General features: G+C 73.4%; 18 protein-coding genes. 7 read left to right on the forward strand and 11 right to left on the reverse strand.

The window, feature by feature from the left end:
• The first annotated feature begins 20 nt into the window (after nt 1-20).
• Both AC3ETA_RS11145 and AC3ETA_RS11150 read left to right on the forward strand, forming a co-directional pair.
• A complete protein-coding gene (locus AC3ETA_RS11145) occupies nt 21-815 on the forward strand; it encodes a response regulator transcription factor (RefSeq protein ID WP_432192672.1) in 795 nt (264 codons plus the stop codon).
• 2 nt (nt 816-817) lie between these two features.
• On the forward strand, nt 818-1,930 hold the full coding sequence (locus tag AC3ETA_RS11150; protein WP_432192673.1) for a sensor histidine kinase: 1,113 nt from the start codon (nt 818-820) through the stop codon (nt 1,928-1,930).
• A gap of 27 nt (nt 1,931-1,957) precedes the next feature.
• Here the strand turns inward: AC3ETA_RS11150 and AC3ETA_RS11155 are convergent, their stop codons facing one another.
• From AC3ETA_RS11155 to AC3ETA_RS11165, 3 genes are read right to left on the reverse strand one after another with little or no spacing between them, the layout of a single operon-like run.
• Nucleotides 1,958-2,959: an NAD-dependent epimerase/dehydratase family protein gene (locus tag AC3ETA_RS11155; protein ID WP_432192674.1), complete on the reverse strand. Its 1,002-nt coding sequence runs from the start codon at nt 2,957-2,959 to the stop codon at nt 1,958-1,960.
• A 53-nt stretch (nt 2,960-3,012) separates the two neighbouring features.
• Nucleotides 3,013-4,467: a sensor histidine kinase gene (locus tag AC3ETA_RS11160; RefSeq protein ID WP_432192675.1), complete on the reverse strand. Its 1,455-nt coding sequence runs from the start codon at nt 4,465-4,467 to the stop codon at nt 3,013-3,015.
• Nucleotides 4,464-5,153 (reverse strand): response regulator transcription factor, encoded by a 690-nt coding sequence (locus tag AC3ETA_RS11165; protein ID WP_432192676.1) that lies wholly within the window; start codon nt 5,151-5,153, stop codon nt 4,464-4,466. The genes AC3ETA_RS11160 and AC3ETA_RS11165 overlap by 4 nt, the downstream gene beginning before the upstream one ends.
• A gap of 152 nt (nt 5,154-5,305) precedes the next feature.
• On the opposite strand from AC3ETA_RS11165, the gene AC3ETA_RS11170 reads away from it, so the two are divergent.
• The 3 genes from AC3ETA_RS11170 to AC3ETA_RS11180 are packed head-to-tail and all read left to right on the forward strand — an operon-like array spanning nt 5,306 to nt 7,846.
• Nucleotides 5,306-6,643: a ferredoxin reductase family protein gene (locus AC3ETA_RS11170; RefSeq protein WP_432192677.1), complete on the forward strand. Its 1,338-nt coding sequence runs from the start codon at nt 5,306-5,308 to the stop codon at nt 6,641-6,643.
• 17 nt (nt 6,644-6,660) lie between these two features.
• Complete coding sequence (locus tag AC3ETA_RS11175) at nt 6,661-7,092, forward strand: FMN-binding protein (protein WP_432192678.1); 432 nt, start codon at nt 6,661-6,663, stop codon at nt 7,090-7,092.
• 1 nt (nt 7,093) lies between these two features.
• The gene (locus AC3ETA_RS11180; protein WP_432192679.1) at nt 7,094-7,846 is read left to right on the forward strand and encodes an FAD:protein FMN transferase; all 753 of its coding nucleotides are present in this window, start codon (nt 7,094-7,096) and stop codon (nt 7,844-7,846) included.
• Nucleotide 7,847: 1 nt separating this feature from the next.
• Here the strand turns inward: AC3ETA_RS11180 and AC3ETA_RS11185 are convergent, their stop codons facing one another.
• The 4 genes from AC3ETA_RS11185 to AC3ETA_RS11200 form a co-directional block, all read right to left on the reverse strand.
• Nucleotides 7,848-8,363, reverse strand: a complete 516-nt coding sequence (locus tag AC3ETA_RS11185) for a YcxB family protein (RefSeq protein WP_432192680.1) — start codon at nt 8,361-8,363, stop codon at nt 7,848-7,850.
• A gap of 5 nt (nt 8,364-8,368) precedes the next feature.
• Nucleotides 8,369-9,220: a hypothetical protein gene (locus AC3ETA_RS11190; protein WP_432192681.1), complete on the reverse strand. Its 852-nt coding sequence runs from the start codon at nt 9,218-9,220 to the stop codon at nt 8,369-8,371.
• Between the two features lie 109 nt (nt 9,221-9,329).
• Complete coding sequence (locus AC3ETA_RS11195; RefSeq protein ID WP_432192682.1) at nt 9,330-9,839, reverse strand: hypothetical protein; 510 nt, start codon at nt 9,837-9,839, stop codon at nt 9,330-9,332.
• On the reverse strand, nt 9,839-11,065 hold the full coding sequence (locus AC3ETA_RS11200) for a molybdopterin-dependent oxidoreductase (RefSeq protein ID WP_432192683.1): 1,227 nt from the start codon (nt 11,063-11,065) through the stop codon (nt 9,839-9,841). The genes AC3ETA_RS11195 and AC3ETA_RS11200 overlap by 1 nt, the downstream gene beginning before the upstream one ends.
• Before the next feature lie 114 nt (nt 11,066-11,179).
• On the opposite strand from AC3ETA_RS11200, the gene AC3ETA_RS11205 reads away from it, so the two are divergent.
• On the forward strand, nt 11,180-12,556 hold the full coding sequence (locus AC3ETA_RS11205; protein WP_432192684.1) for a hypothetical protein: 1,377 nt from the start codon (nt 11,180-11,182) through the stop codon (nt 12,554-12,556).
• A 64-nt stretch (nt 12,557-12,620) separates the two neighbouring features.
• Nucleotides 12,621-13,328: a DUF2470 domain-containing protein gene (locus tag AC3ETA_RS11210; RefSeq protein ID WP_432192685.1), complete on the forward strand. Its 708-nt coding sequence runs from the start codon at nt 12,621-12,623 to the stop codon at nt 13,326-13,328.
• Between the two features lie 86 nt (nt 13,329-13,414).
• Here AC3ETA_RS11210 and AC3ETA_RS11215 read toward each other — a convergent pair whose 3' ends face one another.
• Genes AC3ETA_RS11215 through AC3ETA_RS11230 form a run of 4 tightly spaced genes read right to left on the reverse strand, consistent with a single transcriptional unit; the run spans nt 13,415 to nt 18,391 of the window.
• Entirely contained in the window at nt 13,415-15,016 is a 1,602-nt protein-coding gene (locus AC3ETA_RS11215; RefSeq protein ID WP_432192686.1) for an ABC transporter ATP-binding protein, read from the reverse strand.
• Nucleotides 15,013-15,801, reverse strand: coding sequence for an ABC transporter permease (locus tag AC3ETA_RS11220; protein WP_432192687.1), 789 nt, complete (start codon nt 15,799-15,801; stop codon nt 15,013-15,015). Before AC3ETA_RS11220 ends, AC3ETA_RS11215 begins: the two co-directional genes overlap by 4 nt.
• Entirely contained in the window at nt 15,798-16,790 is a 993-nt protein-coding gene (locus AC3ETA_RS11225) for an ABC transporter permease (RefSeq protein WP_432192745.1), read from the reverse strand. The genes AC3ETA_RS11220 and AC3ETA_RS11225 overlap by 4 nt, the downstream gene beginning before the upstream one ends.
• Nucleotides 16,791-16,828: 38 nt before the next feature.
• On the reverse strand, nt 16,829-18,391 hold the full coding sequence (locus tag AC3ETA_RS11230) for an ABC transporter substrate-binding protein (protein ID WP_432192688.1): 1,563 nt from the start codon (nt 18,389-18,391) through the stop codon (nt 16,829-16,831).
• Between the last annotated feature and the right edge of the window lie 5 nt (nt 18,392-18,396).

Below are 18,396 nucleotides of genomic sequence, written 5' to 3' on the forward strand. Positions count from 1 at the left end.
GGAGTGCGAGGCTTGGCGGCATGGAGCAGCAACAGCCGTACTCGCAGGCAGGGGCAGCGGAAGGGGGCGGGGCCGGAGCCCGCGTCCTGGTCGTCGACGACGACCCCACCGTCGCCGAGATCGTCACCGGGTACCTCGATCGCGCCGGCTATGTCGTGGACCGCGCCGGCGACGGGCCCGACGCCCTCGCCCGGGCCGCCGCGCACTGGCCCGACCTCGTCGTCCTGGACCTGATGCTGCCCGGCATGGACGGCCTGGAAGTGTGCCGCCGCATTCGTGGCCGCGGCCCCGTGCCGGTCATCATGCTCACCGCGCGCGGCGACGAGGACGACCGCATCCTCGGCCTGGAGGTCGGCGCCGACGACTACGTCACCAAGCCCTTCAGCCCCCGCGAACTCGTGCTGCGCGTCCAGTCGGTGCTGCGCCGCACCGGCCCCGTCCAGGCGTCGGGCACGCTGCGCGCGGCCGGGCTCTCGGTCGACCCGGCGGCCCGCCGCGCCACCAAGGACGGCACCGAACTCGCCCTCACCACCCGCGAGTTCGACCTCCTCGCGTTCTTCCTGCGGCACCCCGGGCGGGTCTACAGCCGGGAGGACCTGATGCGTGAGGTGTGGGGCTGGGACTTCGGCGACCTGTCGACCGTCACGGTCCATGTACGACGGCTGCGCGGCAAGGTCGAGGACGACCCGGCCCGGCCGCGGCTCGTCCAGACCGTGTGGGGCGTGGGCTACCGCTTCGACGCGAGCGACGGGGACCGTGCCGGCGAAGTGCCCGGCACCACCCACGCCCCCGGCCCGCAAGCCCCGGAGGCCTGACCGTGCGCGACACCCTCCTGATCGCCCTCTTCGCCTTCCTCGGCGCCGCCGCGGCCGGCGTGCTCGGCGCGTGCGTGCTGCTGCTGATCCGGCGCCGCTCGCTGATCGCGCATCTGACCGTGGTCGCGGGCGTCGGCGTCACCGCGATGCTCGCGGGCACCCTCGCGGTGGCCCAGGCGATGTTCCTGTCCGGGCACGACCTGAGCGTCGTCACGACCGTCGTCGCCATGGCCGCCGTGGTCTCCCTGGCCACCGCCCTGCTGCTCGGCCGCTGGGTCGCCGCCCGCAGCCACGCCCTGGCGCTCGCCGCCCGCTCCTTCGGCGACGGCGGCGACTTCACCTCCCCCGACGGCCCCGCCACCGCCGAACTGGCCGCGGTGAGCCGGGAGTTGGAGGCGACCAGCGCGAGACTGGCCGAGTCCCGCGAGCGCGAACGGGCCCTCGAGACCTCCCGGCGCGAGCTCGTCGCCTGGATCTCCCACGATCTGCGCACCCCGCTGGCCGGCCTGCGGGCGATGGCGGAGGCGTTGGAGGACGGGGTGGCCGCGGACCCCGACCGCTACCTCAAGCAGATCCGGATGGAGGTCGAGCGCCTCAACGGCATGGTCGGCGACCTCTTCGAGCTCTCCCGGATACACGCCGGGACCCTGACCCTCTCGCTCGCCCGGATGTCCCTGTACGACCTGGTGGGCGACGCCCTCTCGGGAGCGGACGCGCTGGCCCGCGAGCACGGCGTCCGGCTGGTCGGCGAAGGGGTCGAGGGCGTGCCGGTGGAGGTGGACGGCAGGGAGATGAGCCGCGTCCTGGGCAATCTGCTGGTCAACGCCATCCGGCGCACCCCGGCCGACGGCACGGTCGCCGTCGCGGCCGTACGCTCCCCGGATGGTGTCGTGCTGTCCGTGACCGACGGCTGCGGCGGCATCCCCGAGGAGGACCTGCCGCGCGTCTTCGACACCGGCTGGCGCGGCACGCACGCCCGTACGCCCCCGGCGGGGGCCGGGCTCGGCCTCGCCATCGTGCGGGGCATCGTGGAGGCCCACCAGGGGCGGACCACCGTACGGAACGTCCCCGGCGGCTGCCGTTTCGAGGTGGTGCTGCCCGCCGCCGCTTCGTGAACGCGGGCAGCACCACCGGTCCGCAGGCTACGCCGTGCGCATCCCCGCTTCGGCGAACTCCCGCATTCCCTCCTCGAAGCCCACCTCCGCCTTCCACCCCGACTCGGCCCGCAGCCGCGCCGAGTCCGCGGTGATGTGCCGTACGTCGCCGAGCCGGTACTCCCCCGTCACGACCGGTTCGGGGCCGCCGTGGGCCGCCGCGAGCGCGCGGGCCATCTCGCCGACGGTGTGCGGGTCGCCGCTGCCGGTGTTGTACACCGTGAGGGCACCGTCCGCCCCGCTCGCCTCCAGCGCCGACACGTTGGCGGCGGCGACGTCCCGTACGTGGACGAAGTCCCGCCGCTGGCGGCCGTCCTCGAAGACGCGTGGTGCCTCGCCGCGGGCGAGTGCCGAGCGGAAGAAGGAGGCGACCCCGGCGTAGGGGGTGTCGCGGGGCATCCCGGGGCCGTAGACGTTGTGGTAGCGCAGCGACACCGCCGTGCCGCCCGTCGCGCGCGCCCACGCCGCCGCCAGGTGCTCCTGGGCGAGCTTGGTCGTCGCGTACACGTTGCGGGGGTCGGCCGGTGCGTCCTCGCCGACCAGCCCGGGCGAGAGTTGGGCTCCGCACACCGGGCACGGCGGCTCGAAGCGGCCCGCATCCAGATCGGCGACGGCACGCGGTCCGGGCCGTACGACACCGTGCCGCCCGCACTCGTAGCGGCCCTCCCCGTACACGACCATCGAACCGGCCAGCACCAGCCGCCGTACGCCCGTGTCGGCCATGGCGGTGAGCAGGGCGGCGGTGCCGAGGTCGTTGCGGGAGACGTACTCCACGGCGTCGGCGAATCCGGTGCCGAGGCCGACCATCGCGGCCTGGTGGCAGACGGCGTCGACGCCGGTCAGGGCGCGGCGGACGGCGTCGGTGTCCCGTACGTCCGACGCGGGGTCGCTGCGGACGTCGTACCCGACGGGCTCGTGCCCGCGGGCCGCGAGCGCCTCGACGACATGGGACCCGATGAACCCGGCACCGCCGGTGACAAGTACGCGCATGCCGTCACGCTAGGGCCGGGAGCGGTGGCGACGGTCCACGCGCGCCGGTCACGTCATGACTTCGTAAGGGCTGCGACGGTCAGCGGGACGGTCACCGTGAACACCGTCGCCCCCGGCTCGCTCGTCAGGTCGACGCGGCCGCCGTGTGCCCGTACCAGTGACTGGGCGACCGCGAGGCCCAGGCCGCTGCCGCCGCGGTCGCGGCTGCGGGCCTTGTCGACGCGGTAGAAGCGGTCGAAGACCCGCTGCCGGTCGGCGGGCGGGATGCCGGGGCCGGCGTCGGCGATCCGGACCTGCGCGGCGTCGCCGATCAGCGACACCGCCACGGACACCTCGGTGCCGGCCGGGGTGTGCATCGCCGCGTTGGTGAGCAGGTTGTCCAGGACCTGGCGGATGCGCTGGGGGTCCAGGCGCAGCAAGAGGCTGCCGGGACCGGGGGCCACGGTCAGCGGGTGGTCGGCGTGGGTGACGCGGAAGGCGTCCGCCGCCTGCTCGACCAGGTCCACCAGATCGGCCTCCTGAAGCCGCAGCGGCGTCTCGACCTCCGCGGCGTCGAGACGGGCGAGCAGCAGCAGGTCGTCGAGGAGGAAGCCCATCCGGGCGGCCTCCGCGCGCAGCCGGGCAAGGTGCCGGTCGCGTTCCTCGGGGGCGTTGGCGGCCGCGTACTGGAACAGGTCGGCGTAGCCGCGCACCGACATCAGCGGGGTGCGCAGTTCGTGCGAGGCGTCCGCGACGAAGCGGCGCAGTCGCTGCTCGGCCTCCGCTCGGACCGCGAGCGAGTCGTCGATGTGCTCCAGCATGGTGTTGAACGCGGTGCGCAGCTCCTCCACCTCGGGCCCGCCGCCGCGCCCGTCGTGCCGCACCGGCAGCCGCCCCGAGTCGGTCAGGTCGTGCGAGGTGATGCCGCGGGCGGTGTGCGCCATGTCGCTCAGCGGCTTCAGTCCCCGGCGCAGCATCCCCCGTCCGAGCACCACGAGCGCGAGCAGCGCGAGGCCGAAGGTGACGGCCTGGATGGTGATCAGCTGACCGACGGTGTCCTCGATGTCCTCCATCGGTGCCGCGCTGACCAGCACCACACCCGGCTCGACCTCGCAGGCGCGCAGCCGGTACTCGCCCTTGCCCCTCAGGTGCTCGGTGCGCAGGACCTCGGTGCTCGCGGCGGTCTGCGCGCGGGCCAGGGAGGTGAAGTCGTCGACGTCGGCCGGAACGTCCGCCGGGTCCTCCGGCCGGCGCAGCACGGGCTCGCCGTCCGAGACGTCGTACACGGCGTAGTACCAGCTGTAGTACTTCTTGCCGGAGAGCGTGCCGTAGTCCGCGATGGACTTGGACTGGGCGACCTGGCCCTGCGCGAGCTGGGTGTCGAGCTGCGCCGAGAGGTAGTCGCGCATGTACGTCGTCAGGGCCGTGCCGACGACGGCGAACACCACCATCGACAGCACGCCGAGCCCCAGCGCCAGCCGGGTCCCGAGCCGCATCCCGCGATACGCCCGCCGCAGCCGCCCGCTCACTCGGCCGCCTGCCGGATCACGTACCCGAAGCCGCGCACGGTGTGGATCAGCGGGGCGCCGCTGTCGTCGAGCTTGCGGCGCAGCCTGCTGACGACCAGCTCGACGACGTTCGAGCGGCCGCCGAAGCCGTACTCCCAGACATGGTCGAGGATCTGCGCCTTGGTGAGCACGGTCGGCGACTTGCGCATCAGATAGCGCAGCACCTCGTACTCCGTCGGCGTGAGCGTGAGCAGCTTCTCGCCGCGGCGGACCTCGCGGGTGTCCTCGTCCATCGTCAGGTCGGCCACCCGAAGGACGGAACGCTGGAAGCCGGGACCCGTGCTGCGCCGCAGCACGGTGCGCAGCCGGGCCATCAGCTCCTCCACCGCGAACGGTTTGACCAGGTAGTCGTCCCCGCCGCGGGTCAGTCCGGCCACCCGGTCGGCGACCCCGTCGCGGGCAGTGAGGAACACCACGGGCACCATCGTCCCGGCGGCCCGCAGCCGGTCCAGGACGCCGAAGCCGTCGACATCGGGCAGCATCAGATCCAGCACCACGATGTCCGGGTGGAACTCGGCGGCCAGCCGCAGCGCCTCCTCGCCGGAGTTCGCGGTGGCCGCCTCCCAGCCCTCGTAGCGGGCGACCGTCGCGACGAGGTCGGCGATGGGCGGGTCGTCGTCCACGACCAGAAGACGTACTTTCTCCACCCGTTCATAGTGCGGTACCCGGCACCGGTGCTCGGGGCCGGGTGGCGGACCGCGACCACATCGATAATCAGCTGACAGAGGTACGACAGCTTTTCGACAGCTCCGGCCGGACAAGCTCGGTATCCACAGATGAGATCAAGGAGCTGTCGCACGTGACGACCGTCCAATCGCCCCCCGCGCCCCCCACGGCGATACGCCCCGGGGTCGTCGCCCGCACGGGTCTGTACGCCGTGCTGGCCGCGAACGTGGCCGTGGTGCTCTACTTCTTCTTCGCCGCCGGTTTCGCCTCCAACGCGCTCATCGTGACCGGCCGTCTCACCGGCCTGTGCGGTGCGCTGCTCATGGCCTTCCAGCTGCTGCTGGTGGCCCGCCTGCCGTGGCTGGACCGCCGTATCGGCATGGACCGGCTGACGTCCTGGCACCGCTGGACGGGCTTCGGCGTCCTGTGGGCCCTCCTCGCGCACGCCGTGTTCATCACCTTCGGCTACGCCGAGTCGTCCTCGCTGGACCCGGTGAACCAGCTGACCGACCTCGCGGAGACCGTCGAGGGCGTGCTGCGTGCCGTCGTCGCGCTGGGGATCATCATCGTGGTCGGCGCGGTGTCGGCCCGGTTCGCCCGGCGCCGGCTGGCGTACGAGACCTGGCACTTCATCCACCTCTACACCTATGTCGCGGTGGTCCTGGCGTTCACGCACCAGGTCGCCGTCGGTACGTCCTTCACGTCGTCGCCCGCCGCCACGGCGTACTGGTACGGAGTGTGGGGCGTCGCCCTCGCCTCGGTGTTCACCGGCCGCCTGGTCCTGCCGCTGTGGCGGAACCGGCGTCACCGGTTCCGGGTCGAGGCCGTCGTCCCCGAGTCCCACAACGTCGTCTCGATCTACATCACCGGCCGTGACCTGGACCGGCTGCCCGCGCGGGCCGGGCAGTTCTTCCTGTGGCGGTTCCTGACGAAGGACCGCTGGTGGCAGGCGAACCCGTTCTCCCTGTCGGCCGCACCGGACGGCGACCGGCTGCGTCTCACCGCCAAGGCGGCCGGCGACGGCTCCGCGGCCCTGCGTCAGCTCAAGGTCGGCACCCGCGTCTTCGCGGAAGGCCCCTACGGCGCCTTCACCGCGCTGCACCGCACCAGGCCGGAGACCGTGCTCATCGCGGGCGGCGTCGGCGTCACCCCGATCCGGGCGCTGCTGGAGGAGCTGCACGGCCACGCGGTGGTGATCTACCGGGTCGCCTCGGACCAGGACGCGGTCCTGTACGGCGAACTGGTCGAACTCGCCCGCGCCAAGGGCGCCGAGCTGCATCTGGTGACCGGTCCGGCCACGCCGGACAAGCTGGCGCCGGCCGAGCTGACGCGGCTGGTCCCGGACATCACCGACCGGGACGTCTTCCTGTGCGGGCCGCCGCCGATGATGAACGCGGTGATCGGCAGCCTGCGCGAGGTGGGCGTGCCCAAGGAGCAGGTCCACTTCGAGCGCTTCAGCCTGGCCGGCTGAGAGGACGGGAAGAGATCATGAAGCGAGCAGTACCTGTCCTGGTCCTGAGCGTGGTGGGCCTGATCCCGGTCTGGCGCTACGAGCCGTCCCTCGGCACGGCCACCACCCAGACCGCCTCCCCGGCCTCGACCCCGTCGCAGGAGGCCGGCTCGTCGGAGGCCGGCTCGTCGGAGGCCGGCTCGTCCGCCGACACGGTGGTCAAGGGCTCGACGGTGACTACCGACAAGGGCCCGGTGCAGGTCCAGGTGACCTTCGACGGCGACCGGATCACGGCCGTGAAGATGCTCCAGCAGCCGAACCACCCGCAGACCACGGCCGCGGTCCCGCAGCTCGTCGCCGAGACCCTCAAGGCCCAGAGCAGCGACATCGACACCGTCTCCGGCGCCACGATCACCAGCGACGGCTACAAGGAGTCGCTCCAGGCCGCCATCGACGCGAAGGGTGCGTGACGTGCACCGCGTCGAGCATGTGATGGGCTTCCCGGTCTCGCTGCGGGTCGACGACGCGCACGTGGGGCCGGAGTCCGCCGACGCCGTGTTCGCGTGGCTGCGCGAGGCCGACGCCCGGTTCAGCCCGTTCAAGGCGGACAGCGAGGTGCGCCGGCTCGACCGGGGTGAGATCGCGCTCCGCGACGTCAGCGCCGATCTCGGCGAGGTGCTGGGGCTGTGCGAGGAGTACCGGGTCGCCACCGGCGGCGCCTTCGACGTACGGCTTCCGGGGCGCGGGCTCGATCCGTGCGCGGTGGTGAAGGGCTGGTCCGTGCAGCGGGCGGCCGAGTTGCTGCGGGCGGCCGGTGCGCGGCGGTTCGTGCTCAACGCCGGCGGTGACGTGGTCGCGTCCGGCGGGCCGTGGCGGGTGGGGGTACGGCACCCCGAGCAGGCCGACAAGCTGTGCACGGTGGCCGAGTTGACGGACGGGGCGATCGCGACGTCCGCGCGCTACGAGCGCGGCGACCACATCATCGACGGCCGCACGGGGCGTCCGGCGACGGGACTGCTCTCGCTGAGCGTCGTGGCGTCCTCCCTGACCGTCGCGGACACGGTGGCGACGGCGGCGTTCGCGATGGGCGCGGAGGGTGTCGAGTGGGCCGCGTCGCGGGCGGGTTGCGAGGTGTTCGCGGTGGACGCGCAGCGGCGGGTCCTCCGTACGGAGGGCTTTCCGGTGGCCGGCGCGGGCGGCGTGACGGGCTTCGTGACCGGCTGAGTCAGACGCGGGGCAGATGGCGGCTCAGAACGTCCAGTAGCCGCTCCGCGTCCTGCGGAGTGTGCAGCCCTCGCTTGGGCAGCACCTCCACGAGCAGGATGTTCGGGTCGCGGCTGAGCAGAACCACGTGGTCGCGGGTCTCGCGGTAGCCGCGGAAGACGGACCAGCGCTGGACGAGCGTCGTGTGCACGGTGTCGGTGGTGATGCCCGTCCCGCTCACGGACGTGCGGTACTCGCCCTGCCAGGAGACGGTGCGCAGCGCGTGGTGGGCCTGGAGATGCGGGATCGACCAGATCAGGGCGGCGCAGAAGACGGCGGTCACCCATGACAGCGAGGAGCTTCGCTGTGCGGCCACCACCAGCACCGCGAAGGCTGCGAACAGCCCCGTGAAGCCCCACCGCACCAGATGCAGGCGCCGACGGCGCTCACGCACCAGGACACCCACGAGGATGTCGGCACGAGTCGGCCGGTGGATCAGCCCGACCGTGTCCTGTGTTCCGTCCTGCTGCGACTCCACGCCCCTCACTCCAGTCCTTCCGGCACCGCGACGACCCCGTCGTACGTCCCCGAGGTCCGCTCGCTCACCTCCTGCTCGTACCGGATGCGTTGTCCGTCGTACGGGATCAGGAAGGCGCACGTGAAGGTATGTGCCGTGACCCGGTAGGTCGAGGGGTCGAGGACGAGCGTCTCCGCCACGCCCTCGACCGCGATCCCGCTCTCGGGGGCGGCGACCCCGGCGGCGCGCAGCTGCCGCAGCGTCGAGGCGAGTTCACGCAGCGCCTTCTGCACGACCGCCTTGTCCCGGACTCCGGTCAGCGGGCCGCTCGCCGCACGGGCGCGCAGTTCGACCCGGCCGTCCGGCTTGGCGAGGGTGACCTCGTCGCCGTAGTCCCGCAACGCGTCGAGCGCGGCGATCGGGTCCTCGACCTTGTCCGCGAACTCGGGGTCGGTGACGGGCCCGTGCTCCCAGCCGGCCGCGCCCTTCTTGACGTGGGCCGTCCCGTCGGAGACGTAGATCTCCTCGGGCCTGCTGACGCCCTTGCTGACGGTGGCACCGGTGGAGTGCAGTGCCCACGCCTCCCCCGTGGACCGGCGCACGGTGGCGGTGTACGTCGCGGAGCTCTCCTGGCCCCGCAGAACCAGCCCCTCACGGCCCTTCACCACGAACGTCCAGCCCTTCTCCCCGGCCATCGCCTCCTCGGCACGGGCGAGGAACTCCGCGACGGTGCGGGGCTCGGCATCGGCGGGGGCGGCCTGCGGACTCCGGGGACCGGGCTGCGCGGACGCGACGGGCTTCCCCTCGTCCGCCGCGCCCGCACAGCCGGTCGTAACGGCGGCCAGCAGCACGGCCGCCGCGGCAACAGCGCCCCTCACGCGACGGCCCTCCCGTCGCCGGCACCCGTGCCTCGCCCGTCCACTGGGCTCATGGAATCCCCACCCGTTCACTCGATCACCCGGGAGACCTGCGTCGGCCCCCGATGGATCAAGCGGATTCCGCGTCAGGAGCGTCACACGTCGCGGGAGTGTCGGTGGACCGTTCCCTCCTCCCGCTCCCGGACCGCCACCGGCCGATCGCGTACACCGTCGCCGAAGCGGCGAACAGTGCGGCCGTGAGCAATAGCCAGCGGGTCGCGAAGTCGGCCGGGGGGTGGCCCGTCGCGCCGGTGTAGCGGTGCGTCACCCGGCCGGTGATCAGGGGGAACCACACCAGCAGGAGCAGGAGGGAGAGGACGGCGGGGACTCGCACGTAGCTGATCCGGGCCCGGCGGTCGGCTGCCTCGAAGGTCCGCAGCAGTGCCTGGTCCGCCGCCCCGTACAGCGGCACGAGGACGATGTCGTGGATGATCGCCGCGCCGGCGAACCACAGCGCGATCTCGAACCGGTCTCCGTCCAGCAGCCGCACTCCCGCGTATCCGGCGAGCGCGAACGAGCAGGCGAGGAGGAGGATCTGAAGGGGGCTGCCGATCGGAACGGGGAGCTCGGGGCGTCGCATCACAGGTCTCCGAAGGTCAGCCGTGCCACCCACTTGGTGTTCAGCACGCCGGGTGCGGCGGGCACGATGACGCGCGCCGGGTAGCCGTGGTCGGGGGTGAGGTCCTCACCGTTGACGAAGAGGGCGAGCAGGGAGCGGGAGTCGGCGACCTGGTTGGCGCGCAGGGCGGCCCGGCGGAAGGCACCGCGCTGCTGGAGGGACTCCACCAGGACGTCGGGCGGGTCCTCGTCGGGGCCGACCAGCCTCGCCAGGTCCCGTAGCCGTACGCCGCGCCACCACTGGTCGGACGTCGACCAGCCCTCCACGCACGCGATCGGCAGGGCCGCGCTGTGCAGCGGCATGGCGAGCAGGTCGGCGCGGGTGAGGCGGACCGTGTGCCCGTCCCTGCCGACGACCACCAGCCGCCACACCTCCTCGCTCGTGTCGGCTTCCCGGATCCCGGCGTACGCGGCCGTCTTGTTGATCTGGAAACCGCCCGGCCCGCTCCCCGGCTCGGCGCCGCCGTGCGGGGCGAGGAGGGCGGTGCGGCGCAGGGGGCCGTCGAAGTTCTGGCCGACCGTCGTGCCGAACAGGAGCAGTGAGCCGCCGCCGACGAACCAGAGGGCGCCGCGCCGGGAGACCGTCGGTTCGGCGGGGCTCGGCGGGACCAGGTCGTTCTGCTCCTCGCGGAGCTGACGCAGATTCCGCAGGGCCATGGGCGTCTTCAGCACCGCGTGCGCGACGAACGCGGCGATGAACACCCACGCCCCGTAGAAGTGCAGCGTGTAGAAGGAGCCGGGGAAGATGTAGTCCAGCTGGACGTTGAGCACCCCGGTCACGAACTCGAACAGCGCGCCGCCGACCAGGAGCAGCAGCGAGAGCCGCTCCAGCGCGTGCGCGAGCGAGCGCGCCGGCGGCAGCGTGAACAGCCTCGGCACGACCGACCACAGCTTGGCCAGCAGCACGGGGATCAGGGCGATGCCGAGCGTGACGTGGATGCCCTGGTTGAGCCGGTACAGCCAGTGCGGGTCGGTCGGCCAGGAGAACAGGTAGAAGCCGAGGATGCCCTTGTCCGGGGTCTTGTCGTTCACCGGCGACAGGTCCGGGTTGTACGCGGCGTAGGACACGAGGCCCGTCACGAACAGCACCGTGATCCCGCCGAGCAGGACGACGCCGAGCACCGAGGTGAGCCAGGGGCCGCGCAGCGGGCTGCGCCAGAAGGAAGGTGAGAAGGGAGACCGAGCCATGCGCCGACGGTAGGCCGGACCGGGGCCGAAAACGCCGCTGAGAACCATGACGAATCTCTGACGTCCCCGCCCGTCACGCGTCCGGCGGACCTCGGGCGTCGTAACGTCGCAGTCGTGACCAGCGATCTCCTGCCCGAGGCCCCCGCCGACACCCGCACCACCGCTCGCCGGGACCTCCGCCGCGATCTGTACGCCGCCGCGGCCGCCGTCCTGCTCTTCGCGACGGCGGCCGTCGTCGGCACCGTGATCGAGCACCGGGACGGCACCCTCTTCGTCAACTGGCCGCCACTGTACGCCCGTTGGGTACCGCACATCGGTCCGGGCACTCCGGCCGCGATCGCCGTCGCAGTCGCCGTCGTGGCGTACGGCCCGGCCCTGGCGGCCCGGCTGCCCTGGCGGCGGCTGCTGCTCGCCGTCTGGGGAGCGGGCACGGCCTGGACCTTCTCACTCGCGCTCATCGACGGCTGGCAGCGCGGCATCGCCCGCCGGCTGACGACACGGCACGAGTATCTCCAGGTCATCGACCGCTTCCAGGACATCCCCGCGACCCTGCGGGACTTCACCTCGCACATCGTGCTCGGCGCCTCGCCGGAGCACTGGCCCGCACACATCGCCGGACATCCTCCGGCGGCCACGCTCACCTTCGTCTACCTGGACCGGATCGGGCTGGGCGGCGGCGCGTGGGCCGGGGTCTGGTGCATCCTCGTCGGGGCGACCGCCGCACTGGGCATCCTCGTCACCGTCCGCGCCCTCGCCGACGAGAGACTCGCCCGCCGCGCCGCGCCGTTCCTGGTCCTGGCGCCGGCCGCGGTGTGGGTGGGCGCCTCCGCCGACGGCTACTTCGCGGCGGTCGCGGTCTGGGCGGTGGCGCTGCTCGCGCTCGCGGTGACGGGACACCGGCCGCGCCGGACCGGCCTCGCCTCAGGGCTGCTGTTCGGCCTCACCGTCTATCTGTCGTACGGCCTGACGCTGTACGTAGTGATCGCCGCCGCCGTCCTCGTACTGGGCTCCCGGCGCGCCCGGCCCCTCCCCTTCGCGCTGGCGGGGTTCGTCGTCGTGCCCGTCGTGTTCACGGCGTTGGGCTTCTACTGGTGGGAGGCTTACGACTTGCTGGTGACCCGCTACAACCAGGGCGCCGGCGGCACCCGGCCGCAGGCCTACTGGGTGTGGGCCAACCTCGCCTGCCAGGTGCTGGTGGTGGGCCTGGCGACGGTGGCGGGGTTGCGGCGCACCGGGTCCGTGCTGCTGCGCCGGGCACCCTCGGACCGGACGGCCACGTTCCGGCTGGGCGTTCTGGTGCTCGCGGCCCTGGTGGCGATGCTGGTCGCGGACCTGTCCGGGATGAGCAAGGCGGAGACGGAGCGGATCTGGCTGCCGTTCACACTGTGGCTGCTGTCCGCGTGCGCGTTCCTGCCCAGACCGCGCGCCTGGCTCGCGGCGCAGGCCGTGCTCGCGCTGCTCGTCAATCACCTGTTGCTGACGGGTTGGTGAACAGGAACAGGAATGGATAAGGTTAGGCTTACCTAAGTCTAGCTGGAGCGTTCGAAAGGTTCCCATGTCTGCCGCCTCCTGCCCCGAGCCGACGCCGGCCGAGCGTGCCCGCTCGGTGCTGGCGGCGGCCGGCTCGCTGACCGTCACCACGCACGGCCATCGCGTCGAACTGATCGGCCTGCACACCGTCGACGCCGCGGCACGGCTGCTGGTGAACAACCTGCCGGACGGTCACCTCGCGGCCGAGCCGGCCATGGCGCCGCACGGCGATCTGACCGCCCTGGTGGAGTTCACCGACATCGCCCCCGTCGCCGTACGCGAACGGGTGCGCGCCCGGCTCACGCTGGGCGGCCGACTGACCGTCCTCGGCCCGAAGGCGCTGGTGTTCCACCCGGCCCGGGCCGTACTCACCGAGAACGACCGGGCCGCCGTCATCGGCCTCGACGACCTGGCCCACTCCTCGCCCGACCCGCTGGCCACCCACGAGGCCGAGATGCTGGCCCGGCTGGACGCGGCGCACGCCGACACCGTGGCCCCGCTCACCCGGCTGCTCCCGGCGAAGCAGCAGCTCGGCGCGTGCGCGGTACGGCCGTTGCGGCTCGACCGGCGTGGCCTGGTGCTCCGCTCGCAGACGCCGGACTCCCACCACGACACCCGCCTGCCCTTCGCCGCCGCGGCCACCCATCCGGGCGAGGCGGTCCGCCAGATCCACATCCTGCTCGCCCGGGCCACCGCCCGTCCGCGCCGGCGACGCCTGCCCACCAGGTCGTAGGCGCCGCGCTCATCCACAGCCGCCGGCCTTCGGGCCGCTCGCAGAGGCTCCCGTCTCCTCCTGCGAACGCGACCGGAGGCCGGCTCTCAGCCACGGGCCCGCGTCTCCAGCCGCTCCGTCGTCTCCATCAGGGAGATCGTGAACGGGTGCCGGGGCGCCGTCAGGACGCGTTGCGCCGGTCCCTCTTCGACGACCTCCCCCGCGTCCAGGACGGCGATGCGGTGGGCCAGGCGTGCCGTGTCCAGGTCGTGCGTGACGAGGACGAGGGACAGGCCGTCGCCGTCCCGGACCAGCCCCGCGAGGACGTCGAGGATGCCGCGTCGGGTGACCGTGTCCAGGCCGGAGGTGACCTCGTCGCAGATCAGCACGCGGGGACGGGCGAGCAGGGCGCGGGCCAGGGCGGCGCGCTGGAGTTCCCCGCCGGAGAGCTCGCCGGGGCGGCGGCGGGTCAGGTCCGGCGACAGGCCGAGGCGGTTCAGGGTGGCCGATGCCTCGTCCGTGGCCGCCCGTTCGTCCGCGCCGCGCAGCCGTACCGCCGTGCGGGCCACCTGCGCCAGCACCGGCCGGTGCTCGTCGAAGGCGGCGCGGGAGTCCTGGAACACGTACTGCACGGCGCCCAGTTGGGCACGGCTGCGATGGCGCAGGCTGCGCGGCAGCGGTGTGCCGTCGAGCAGGATCTCGCCGGAGTGCTCGCTGTGCAGGCCCGCGAGGCAGCGGGCGAGCGTGGTCTTGCCGCTGCCGGAGCGGCCGACCACGGCGAGGCACTCACCGGGGTGCAGGACGAGGCGCGGGGCGCGCAGCACGACGGTCCGGCGGTCGTGCACGGCCGTCAAGTCCCGTACCGCCAGCCTCGATCGACTGGTCTCGTCGCCTGTGCCGTCCGGCGGGTCGTCGTGCCGCGCGTCGAGCAGGCGGCGGGTCCACTCGTGCCGGGGCGCCGTCCACAGCCGCTCCGCCGGTCCCGACTCCACGACGCGGCCCCCGCGCAGCACGAGGACCTCGTCGGCGAGGGCGCGGACCACGTCGAGGTCGTGGCTGAGCAGGACGACCGCGATGCCGCGTGCCGCGACCGCCGCCAGCTGCTCGACGATCCGGTTCTTGGTCAACGCGTCCTGACCTGTGGTGGGTTCGTCCGCGACGATCACCCGCGCGCCGAGCAGCAGGGCCTGCGCGAGTACGACGCGCTGCTGCTGGCCGCCGGAGAGCTGGTGCGGATGACGGCGCAACAGGGCCTCGGAGGCCGGGAGCTGGGCTTCCGACAGGGCGCGCTGGACCAGCGCGCGGGCCGCCTCACGGCGCTGTGCCCGCGGCAGGTGGCGGACCTGGGGCCGGGCGATGTCATCGAGCAGGGCGCCGACCCGGCGGGCCGGGTTGAGGACGGCGGCGGGGTGCTGGGGGACGTAGCCCACCGGGCCGTCGCCGGTCCGCCGTACCCCGCCCGTGACGCGGGCGCCGGGCGGGTACTCGCCGAGCAGGGCGAGGCCGGTGGTGGTCTTGCCGCTGCCGGAGGCGCCGACCAGAGCGGTCACCCTGCCCGGCAGCACCTTCACATGCACGCCGTCGACGATCGCCCGGCCGTCGACCTCGACGCGCAGGTCGCGGATCTCGGCGAGGGCGGCATCCGTCGCCGCCCGGCTCACCGGCGTCCCGTCCGCTGTCGTCACCGGCGTCCCCTCTCGCGTGTTCATCGGCGCCCCCTCTTCTCAAGGGCCGCGTCGAAGAGCAGGTTCGTGCCCGTCGTCAGCGCCACGATCAGCAGTGCGGGCACCACGACGGCCCAGGGCTGCACCAGCAGACCGGTGCGGTTGCGGTCGACCATCAGCGCCCAGTCGGCGGCGTCCGGCGCGACACCGACGCCGAGGAACGCGGCCGTCGACACCAGGTACAGCACGCCGGTCAGCCGGATCCCGGCGTCGGCGGCGAGGGTGCGCAGCGCCGAGCGGCCGACGTAGCCGACGGCGATCCGCCACCAGGTCTCGCCCTGCATGCGCAGCGCCTCGACGGCAGGGCGGGCGGCGGCCTCCCCGGCCGCGGCCCGTACGATCCGGGCCGCGTCGGGCACGTTGACCAGCGCCACGAGCAGCGCGAGCCCCACGGGGCCCGGCGCGAGCACGGCGGCCACGAGCAGGATCAGCAGCAGCGACGGCACGGCGAGCAGCACGTCGAGCGGGCGCATCAGCAGGTCCTCCAGCCACCGCAGCCGGGTGAGCGCGCCGGCCAGCGCGAGCGGGACGGCGACGAGATGGGCGAGCGCGGTCGCGGCGAGGGCGGTGACCACGACGGTACGGCCGCCCAGCAGGGTCTGCCGCAGGACGTCGCGGCCCACGAAGTCGGTGCCGAGCAGGTGGCCGTCGCCGAGGGCGAAGGACGTCGCGCGCGGCCCCGGCTCGCCCGCGAGGAACGGTCCGAGGAGGGCGAGCACGAGCGGGACGGCGACCACGCCGAGGCCGAGCGCGAAGCGGCGGTGCGTCACGCGGCCACCCCCGCCCGGGGCGTGAGCCGGTGGGCCACCAGGTCGGCACCGAGGTTGAGCAGGACCGTCAGCACGCCGAACACCAAGGCCAGCCCCTGCACCACCGGTACGTCGCGCTCGGCGACGGCGTCGAGCAGGACGGTCCCGAGGCCCGGGATCACGAAGAGGGCCTCCACGACGATCACTCCGCACAGCAACCAGTCGACGGTACGGGCGAGTTGCTGGACGGCCGGGGCGAGGGCGTTCGGCAGGGCGTGGGCGTAGCGGACGCGGGCGCCGGGGACGCCGCAGCGGCGGGCGTGGGCGACGTACGGGGAGGCGAGGGCGTCGACCATGCCGGCCCGCACCAGGCGGGACAGGGAGCACACCGGGCGGGACAGCAGAACCAGGACGGGCAGCACCAGCACCGCCGGATGGGCGAGCAGGTCGGCGCCGTGGCCGACGGCCGTCGGCGGCAGCCAGGCCAGTTTCAGGGCGAGGACCGTCACCAGCAGCACTCCGAGGGCGAACTCGGGGACGGCGTACACGGCCAGCGTCACCGAGCTGACCAGCCGGTCCACGGGGCCGCCCTCGTGGCGGGCGGCGAGCACGCCGAGGCCGAGGCCGAGCGGGATCAGCAGCGCCAGGGTGAGGGCGGCGAGGGTGAGGGTCGGTCCGAAGCCGTCGGTGATGTACCGGGCGACCGGGCGGCCCGAGGTCAGGGAGGTGCCGAAGTCGCCGTGCAGCAGGCCCGTGGCCCAGTCCGTGAGGCGTTCGTGGGCGGGCCGGTCCAGGTCCATCGCCTCGCGGATCGCCGCGATGCGGGCGGGGTCCGGCTGGTCACCGGCGAGGGCGACCGCCGCGTCGCCCGGCAGTGCCTCGGTGAGGGCGAAGACCAGGAGGACGACGGCCACGGTCTGGGCTGCGCCGAGGGCAAGGCGCCGGGCGACAAAGGGGGTGCCGCGGTGGGCCGTCGGTCGGCTGCGGAGCCGTTGGGGTTGGCCGCGCAGTTCCTCGCGCCCCTTCGGGGCGCTGTCCAACCGCGTTCTCACGCCAGCCACACCCTGTCGAAACGGGCCCAGTCCAGGGTGTTGGCGGGGGCCTTCGTCTCGATCCCCTTCACCGACCTGGCCGTTGCGATGATCCAGTCGGCGAAGCCCCACACGAGGAAGCCGCCCTCGGTGTGCAGACGGCGCTGCATGCGCCCGTAGACGGCGGCCCGCTCGGTCCTGTCGCGGGTGGACTGGGCCTGCCGGTAGAGGGCGTCGAAGTCCTTGTGCCGCCACTTGGTGGCGTTGGTGGTGGAGTCGGTGAGCAGCCGCTGGGAGATGTGGGCCTCGACGGGCATGGCGCCGGAGCGGTAGCAGCACAGGGTGCCGCCGTCGAGGATGTCGCTCCAGTAGGAGTCCTTGCTGCCCATCCGCACGTCGATCGTGACGCCCGCCTTCGCGGCCTGGTCGCGGAAGATGCCGGCGGCCTCGGTGAACCCGGCGGCGACGGCGGAGGTGTCCAGGGTGACCTTGAGGTTCTCGGCGCCGGCCTGCTTGAGCAGGGCGCGGGCGCGGTCGAGGTCCTGGGTGCGCTGCGGCAGGTCGGCGGCGTAGTACTCGTAGCCCTTGCCGAACAGGTCGTTGCCGACCTCGCCCGCGCCGGACAGCGCGCCGTCGACGAGTTCCTGCCGGTCGGCGATGAGGAAGAACGCCTCGCGCACCCGCTTGTCGTCGAAGGGTGCCCGGTCGGTCTTCATGCAGAACGCCTGCATGGCGCTGTTGCGCAGCCGCACGATCTCGATCCGTCCGCCCCCCTCGTGGGCGCGGGCGGTGGTCGGGTTGAGTTCGTGCGCGTACTCGACCTGGCCGCCGAGGAGGGCGCCCACGCGGGCGGACTCCTCGTTGGCGACGACGAACTCGATCTCGTCGAGGAGCGGGGCGCCGTCCCAGTGGTCGTCGAAACGGCGGAAGACGGCGGAGCGGCCGGGCGCGAAGGACACGAACCGGAAGGGGCCGGAGCCGATGGGCCGCTCGTCGAAGCGGGTGGCGTCGCTCGGGACGATGTAGGCGCCGAACGCGGCCAGGACGTTGGGGAATTCGGCCGTCGGTCGCTTGAGCACGAACTCGATGTTCCGGTCGCCGGTGGCGCGGCTGGCGTCGAGGTCGATGGGCTCCAGGGACGCCTTCGCGCGGAACGCCTGCTCCGGGTCGGCGATCCGGCGGTAGCTGTAGAGGACGTCCTCGGCGGTGACCGGCTTGCCGTCGTGGAAGACGGCCTTGCGCAGCGTCACCCGCCAGCGGTCCAGGGTCTTGTTGGGCTCCCAGCGCTCCGCGAGCCGGGGCCGGGCGGAGAGGTCGGCTCCGTAGTCGGCGAGCTTGTCGAAGAGGGCCTTGGCCCGGGCGGCGTCGGCGAAGAGGCTCGCCAGGTGGGGATCGAGGGTCTCGCTCGCGCCGCCGCCGGCGAAGGCGGCGCGCAGTCGGCCGCCGCGCTTCGGGGCGCCGTCGGAGGCCGCCGTCCCGCCGGAACCGGCGCATCCGGTGAGGGCGAGTGCGGTGGCGGCGCCGGTGGTGGCGGCGAGGAAGCCGCGTCGGTGCAGGCCGGGGAAACGTCCGTCGTTCATGACTG

The organism is Streptomyces sp. bgisy027 (genome assembly GCF_057710365.1).